This is a genomic window from Streptomyces sp. NPDC001027 (assembly GCF_040299045.1).
Taxonomy (GTDB): domain Bacteria; phylum Actinomycetota; class Actinomycetes; order Streptomycetales; family Streptomycetaceae; genus Streptomyces.
In genome coordinates this window covers 1-5,090 of the sequence record NZ_JBEPBI010000386.1, presented here as the reverse complement: position 1 = coordinate 5,090, position 5,090 = coordinate 1, and the positions used below count along the sequence as shown (strand labels likewise).

Genomic DNA, 5,090 nt, shown 5'->3' with positions numbered 1-5,090 from the left:
CGGAGCCCTGCCGCGGCCGGGGTCACCGTCGTGCGCGCCGCCGGCCGGTCCGCTCCCCGCTGCCCGTTCCGGGCCCGGTCGTTGGGATCTGGCTGTTGCTGATAGCCGCGCATACCGCCCTCGTCGTGGTTGCCGAACCGCCGGTCAGGATCGTCCCTGTAGGTGGGGTATACCGGCACGGCCCCGGACCCGCCCAGGTCCGAAAGGGCACCAGAAGGGGCACCGGCGATACGACACGCACGGGGAGTGGGGTGGCGCCGTCTCATGTCACGCCGGCAGGGGTGTGTCAATTTCTCGACAGGCTGCGACACGCTTCTGCAGCGGTCGCGCTGACACTGCCGAACAGCATCGGGGTGAAACCCACTCGACCCGCTCAACCCAGTGACGAGATCATGGACAGATGCCGTCGACCGAACCAGCAGCCCGCCAGCTTCAGGATCGTGCCGTTCTCTGGAGAATGGGCGAGATCTGCGCAACCGACGTCGTCGCTGCTGCCTGTGATGCACTCGTCGCCGGCCTCGACAGTCCCGCCCTGCGGATCTTGGCCGCGTGCACACGCGCGGAGGCGGACTACGACGTCCCCGACCTCCTTCCCCCGGCACTCGACGAACTGGGCCTCACCTTCCACCCGGCGGACAGCGTCGCCGGACAGGAAGCCGCCGCACGAGCACTTGTCGCCCGGATGCTGGCCGGCGAGCTGACGCCACGCCAGCTGGCCTTCCGGATCCACGGTCGTTTCGGCCACGAGCTGCCTATGGTCGCAGCAATCGCCAACCTGGACGACGACTACGACGTCTCTGAATACGGCGGGAGAACAGAAGCGCAGATCGACGCCGAGGTCACGGCCGAAGCGCACCGCCTCGCCCAGCACCCGTGTGTTCCAACCGAACCCACGGGTCCACCGACCTGAAGCAGACCGGTAAACCCATGGGTCCAGGCTGAAGGTCTTTCGGTCTCCTCGAACCCGCGGGGATCATGGCCCTGCAGTCCTGACGGGGGCCACCGCTTCGTCTTGCGTCGCCCGGACCATTGATCTTGATCGATTGCACGAGGACCACCGCTGTGGAGGCACAACAGTGATAACCGTTGCCCTGGCCTACAACCCGGTCATGCTCGGACTGCGGTTCATACTCGAACTGGCTGCCCTGGGCTCCTTCGCGTTGTGGGCCTGGCGGACAACGGCGTCCCCGTGGCGCTGGATCCTGGTCGTCGCCGTACCCGTCGTCATCGGCTGGGCATGGGGAACCTTCGCGGTCTCGGGCGACGAGGCGCGTTCCGGGGACACCGACGTGGAGACTCCTGGCCCGGTGCGGTTGGTGCTCGAACTCGCGGTCTTCTTCGGAGCTGTGGCTGCGTTGCACGCGGCTCGAATGCGGCGCACCGCGATCTGGGGCCTGACGATTCTGGTCCTCTTCCACGTCGCCTCGTACGACCGGATCTGGTGGCTGCTCACCCATTGAACTCAGGCCGAGATCCGACGGCCCCCGGCCGCAGTCGCGACGATCGTCCCGCTCACCGAGTCCGCCCAGGCTCGCTGACGGGCAATCACCGCACCGCATCTCGTCGCCTGGTCAGAGCCGGTGCCCGCCTCCCGCCCGGCGAGACCGAGTCGTTCAAGGCGGCGTGGGGAGGCGGCAAGGTCTCCGGCGCGGGCAAGCGCCGGGCCCGCCGGTGAGTCTCTTCATGCCGGGCGACGGCGGCTGACCTCACCCGAGTCGTCGTCCGCCGCGGCCGCGGCTCCGCCCCGTGCGGTCGGCGGCGCGAGCCGGACCGCCGCGCCCTCCACCAGCTCCAGGTCGGCCTTGGTGTGGCCGATGGCTGCGTCGAGGAGGAGGGACACCAGCGGGTCGCCGGTGTGCGTGCGGCGCAGCCGGGTCAGCCCGGCGAGTTCGGAGAGGTAGGTCTGGCGCTGCGCCGCGACGAACTCCTCCAGCGCTTCGGCGCCGAGCGCGCAGGCGCCGAACAGCTTCAGGAAAAGCTCGTCACGGAACCCGCTCGTGCGCACCCATGCACTGGTGGCCCAGTCCCGCACCTCCTGCTGCCCGGCCGGGGTGAGTCGGTAGAGGGTCTTGTCGGGCCGGTCCGGTTGGGCCACCTGGGACCGGGTGACGAAGCCGTCGCGGACCAGCCGGTCGAGGATCTGGTACAGGTGGCCGATGTTGAGGCCGCCCCACTGCGGGCCGATGGCCTCTTCGAAGCGGCCCTTGAGCTCGTACCCATGACTCTCGCCCTCGGTCAGCAGGGCGAGCACGGCGTGGTGCAGCGGCAATTTACACACCTCCTGGATTGTGACAATGTACCGCTGCATTGCCACAATGTAGGAGGACCGTCAGTGGGTGTGAGGTTAAGGGGCGTGACTCGCCGGTATCCGGGGCTGGTCGCCCTGGACGGCGTCGATCTGGAGATCGGCGACGGCGAGGCGGTCGCGGTCACCGGCCCGTCGGGTTCGGGGAAGTCCACCGTGCTGCACCTGGTCGGCGGCATGGATCGGCCGGACGAGGGGGCGATCGAGGTGGACTACGTGGAACTGACGGCCCGCCGACTGGATGCGCACCGGCGCAGGATCGGGTTCGTCTTCCAGCGTTTCCACCTGTTGCCCGCGCTCACCGTGCTGGACAACGTCCTCGCGCCCGTGCTGCCCCGCAGGGTGGACTTCGACCGGCGGGCCCGCGCCATGGAACTCCTGGGAGCCGTCGGCCTCGCCGCCCGCGCCGACGCCCTGCCGTCCGAACTCTCCGGCGGCCAGCAGCAACGGGTCGCGACAGCAAGGGCATTGATCAACCGTCCGGGCGTCCTCCTCGCGGACGAGCCGACCGGCAACCTCGACAGCGCGACCGGGCGGGAGATCATCGATCTCCTGCTCTCCCTGCGCGAGCGCTACGGCATGACCCTGCTGCTCACCACCCATGACCCCGAGGTCGCCGTGAGCTGCGACCGGATCGTCCGGCTGCACGACGGTCGGATCGTCGCCGACGAGCGAATAGCCCCCGACGACGACGTGTTCGACCGGCTCGGAGGCCTGCGCCCGTGATCACCATGATCCTGTCCCAGCTGTGGCGCCGCCGCTCCCGCGCCTTGGCGCTCGCCTCGGGCATCCTGGTCGCCGCCACCAGCTTCACCCTGCTCACCGCGACGGTCACCACCAGTCAGGCCCGCACCACCGGCCTCGTCGAGGAGAGCTCCCGCTCGGCCTACGACATCCTGGTCCGTCCGCCGGGCGCCGGCAGCGCCGTCGAGAAGGAGCAGGGCCTGGTCGAGGCCAACTTCCTGTCCGGCGTGTTCGGCGGCATCACCCTCGGCCAGTACGAACACATCAGGTCCCTCGCCGGGATCGAGACCGCCGCACCGGTCGCCAACATCGGCTATCTCATGGTGCAGAGCACGGTCCCTGTCGACGTGTCCGCCTTCCGCGACAGCGATGCGCCCGCCCAACTCCTGCGCCTCACACCGACGCTGCAGGCCGGACTGAGCAGTTATCCGATGGCCGACCAATACGTCTACCTGACCCGCAAACCGATCGTCACGTACGAGAAGTGGAACGAGGCCGACAACACCTGGCCCGAACTCCAGCACGAGATCGACGGCGACAAGAAGTACGCGGTGTGCTGGTTCTACAACGAGGACAAGAAGGGGGACACATTCGACAGCCTGGGGGAGCGGCTGCCCCAGCCGCTGTTCGTGTGGAACCCCGTCCCCAAGACGGCCTTCACCCCCGACGCCCGCTCCCGGATGACCTGCGTACCGGGCGACGGCAAGGCCACGGCGCAGATCCCCGTCGCCTACCCGGTGCTCCTGTCGGCGATCGACCCGGCCGCCGAGGACCGGCTGGTCGGTCTGGGCGGCGCGGTCACCTCGGGCCGGATGCTCACCGACGAGGACAAGCCCTTCTGGGGGCCCGACGCCTTCGACCTGAACCCGGTGGAGTCCGAACGGCAGCACGATTACCAGGTCCCCGTCATCCTCAGCAGTCGTACCCTCACCGCCGGCGCCCTGAAGGCCACCGTCCAGCGGCTCGACGTCGCCGATCCCGCCGCCCTGCCCGCCGAGCTGGCCAGCCCCAAGGCCCACGACTACGTCAACGGCCTGCACGGCAGCGCCGCAGGCGAGGTGACCGCCGACCTCGACGCCGGCTTCCGCACCATCACCAGTGGCGACGACTTCGAGGTACCCCTGTACTGGACCGCCGGCCCCGTCGACTACCGCGCCACCGAAGACGGTCTCACCGCGCGGACCCGCTCCGCCCAGCCGCGCGACATGTGGCGGACCAACGTCGAGGACGACCTGGTGCCGAACGTCCCGGAGGAGAACACCGGCACTCAGTTCCGTGAGGTCACCGCCCATGCATCGACCGACTGCATGGCCTTCAAGACGTGCGTGGGCAAGGACGCCGGGCGCGGCCCGACACCGGTCCTGAACATCGTCGGCCGCTACGACACCGACAGACTGCGCGGCTTCTCCGCCCTCGCCCAGGTCCCCCTGGAGACCTACCGCTCCCCGCAGGTCACCGGTGCCGACGCGGCCTCCCGGGCCGCCCTCGGCAACCAGCCGCTGCGCCCCGACCGCAACCTCGGCGGCTACCTCAGCCCGCCGCCCACCCTGCTCACCACGCTCGACTCGCTCTCCGTCATCACCCACAGCCGCAGAAAGCCCACCGCGCAGGAGAAGGCACCCGTCAGCGCCATCCGCATCCGGGTGGCGGGAGTGACCGGCGTGGACCCCGCCTCCCGCGCCCGCGTCAACTCCGTCGCCGGGCAGATCCGCACCGCCTACCCCGGACTCCAGGTGGACGTCACCGTCGGCAGCTCGCCCGCCCCGCAGACCGTGGCACTGCCGGGAGGCGTCAAGGTGACCGAGTACTGGGTCGCCAAGGGCGTCGCCCTGAAGATCCTGCGGGCCGTGGACGCCAAGAGCGCGGTGCTGTTCGGACTGGTCCTGGTGGTCTGCGGACTCTTCCTCGCCCAGGCCGCCCTGGCCTCCGTACGCTCGCGCCGCACCGAGATCGGCACGCTGCGCTGCGTCGGCTGGAGCGCGTCGGAGATCCTCCGGCTGATCCTCGGCGAACTCGAGGTGATCGGGCTGGCCGCGGGCAC

At 69.7% G+C, this 5,090-nt stretch carries 5 protein-coding genes; 4 read left to right on the top strand and 1 reads right to left on the bottom strand.

What is annotated here, in order from left to right; all coding sequences use genetic code 11:
• Positions 1-400 precede the first annotated feature (400 nt).
• Both ABT300_RS41175 and ABT300_RS41170 read left to right on the top strand, forming a co-directional pair.
• Positions 401-910 (top strand): hypothetical protein, encoded by a 510-nt coding sequence (locus ABT300_RS41175; protein WP_351687472.1) that lies wholly within the window; start codon positions 401-403, stop codon positions 908-910.
• A 166-nt stretch (positions 911-1,076) separates the two neighbouring features.
• A complete protein-coding gene (locus tag ABT300_RS41170; RefSeq protein ID WP_351687469.1) occupies positions 1,077-1,460 on the top strand; it encodes a YrdB family protein in 384 nt (127 codons plus the stop codon).
• 221 nt (positions 1,461-1,681) lie between these two features.
• Here ABT300_RS41170 and ABT300_RS41165 read toward each other — a convergent pair whose 3' ends face one another.
• Positions 1,682-2,308 carry a PadR family transcriptional regulator gene (locus tag ABT300_RS41165; RefSeq protein WP_351687466.1) on the bottom strand — a complete coding sequence of 209 codons (627 nt, stop codon included), beginning with the start codon at positions 2,306-2,308 and terminating at the stop codon, positions 1,682-1,684.
• A 45-nt stretch (positions 2,309-2,353) separates the two neighbouring features.
• On the opposite strand from ABT300_RS41165, the gene ABT300_RS41160 reads away from it, so the two are divergent.
• Both ABT300_RS41160 and ABT300_RS41155 read left to right on the top strand, forming a co-directional pair.
• Positions 2,354-3,031, top strand: a complete 678-nt coding sequence (locus tag ABT300_RS41160; RefSeq protein ID WP_351687463.1) for an ABC transporter ATP-binding protein — start codon at positions 2,354-2,356, stop codon at positions 3,029-3,031.
• 5 nt (positions 3,032-3,036) lie between these two features.
• Positions 3,037-5,090: FtsX-like permease family protein (locus ABT300_RS41155; protein WP_351687474.1), on the top strand; the 2,054-nt coding region annotated here is incomplete at its 3' end.

Excerpts from the sequence above, each read along its gene's own strand:
- ABT300_RS41175 (WP_351687472.1), top strand. The coding sequence starts at position 401 with ATGCCGTCGACCGAACCAGCAGCCCGCCAGCTTCAGGATCGTGCCGTT.
- ABT300_RS41165 (WP_351687466.1), bottom strand. The coding sequence starts at position 2,308 with ATGCAGCGGTACATTGTCACAATCCAGGAGGTGTGTAAATTGCCGCTG.